This window comes from Acinetobacter sp. Ver3 (genome assembly GCF_000632455.1).
Taxonomy (GTDB): Bacteria; Pseudomonadota; Gammaproteobacteria; order Pseudomonadales; family Moraxellaceae; genus Acinetobacter.
The window spans coordinates 1-1,268 of the sequence record NZ_JFYL01000161.1 but is presented as its reverse complement, the minus strand read 5'-3'; the positions used below and the strand labels follow the sequence as shown (position 1 = coordinate 1,268).

Below are 1,268 nucleotides of genomic sequence, written 5' to 3'. Positions count from 1 at the left end.
CACTGCTGTCCCATAGTTTGCTTTAAATAAAAAAACCTGAGTCCTAACAGTTAAAATATGAGTGCAAACAAACACTTTAACGACCAGGATTCAGGTTTTGTCACATCAGAATACCGTATTTCATGAGCTAATTAAACCTGTTGTGCGACAGGATTTTGAACAACTTGCTAAAGTACACCATGTTGGACAGAAATTTAGAGCGGCTTCCCGGTGGGATCAGTTTATTGCCATATTGATGTCTCAATTCTCTTGTAGGCAAAGTCTGAGAGATATTCAATCCAATTTGGAGTGCCAACAGGAAAAGCTGAGTCATCTCGGAGCAAAGTCTATTCCCCGAAGCACACTGGCACGAATCAATGAGCAGCAGCCTGCTGCCTTGTATCAACAGCTATTTTACAAGTTGCTTAAATACTATGAACACTCAAAAGTAGCTCATAAATTTCGCTTTAAGAATCCCTTGTATTCCTTGGATGCCAGTCATATTGACCTGTCGCTTTCCTTATGTGAATGGGCCAAAGTTCACGACTCAAAAGCCAGCATGAAACTCAGTATAGGATTGAATCACAGCAATGATATTCCTGAGTTTGTTGCAGTTGAAAATGGCAAAGAAAATGACATGGTACAAGGCCGAAAATTCCAGTTTCCTGCTGGCAGCATTGTAGTTTTTGATAAAGGCTATGTCGATTACCAATGGTATGCAAATCTGACTGCTCAAAACATTGGATTTGTCACACGTTTTAGGCCTAAATCTGTGTATCAGGTGATCCAGCAACATCCAGTGCTTGAATCCAAAGGTATTCTAAAAGATGAAACCATTCAGCTGAATAGCGCACATGCCCTAAAAAGAAAAGCCCCAGTGTTAAGAAGAATTGAATATAGAGATCAGCAAAGTGGCAAGCACTTTAGCTTTCTCAGCAATAACTTTCATTTAGCCGCCTCCACCATTGCGGCGATTTATAAAGATCGTTGGAAAGTTGAGCTGTTCTTTAAGGCGATTAAGCAGAATCTCAAATTAAAAGCGTTTCTAGGCCGCAGCAGGAACGCAATTCAGACACAAATCTGGATTGCGATGATCGCCTATTTATTGGTGAGTTTCGCTCAACATTTAGGAAAAACAGGTTGGACAGTTCAACGTTTACTCAGAATAATTCAAGTGAATTTGTTTGAAAGAAGAACTTTAAAAGCTTTATTTTCACCCGATAAAATACCCATAAAACAAGAGGAAGCTCAAATGAGCTTCCTCTTGTGAAAAATTGTGGGACAGCAAT

General features: G+C 39.7%; 1 protein-coding gene. It reads left to right on the top strand.

The window, feature by feature from the left end; translation table 11 throughout:
• Window positions 1-97 precede the first annotated feature (97 nt).
• Window positions 98-1,249: an IS4-like element ISAbe18 family transposase gene (locus tag CL42_RS16135; RefSeq protein ID WP_004646736.1), complete on the top strand. Its 1,152-nt coding sequence runs from the start codon at window positions 98-100 to the stop codon at window positions 1,247-1,249.
• Window positions 1,250-1,268 lie beyond the last annotated feature (19 nt).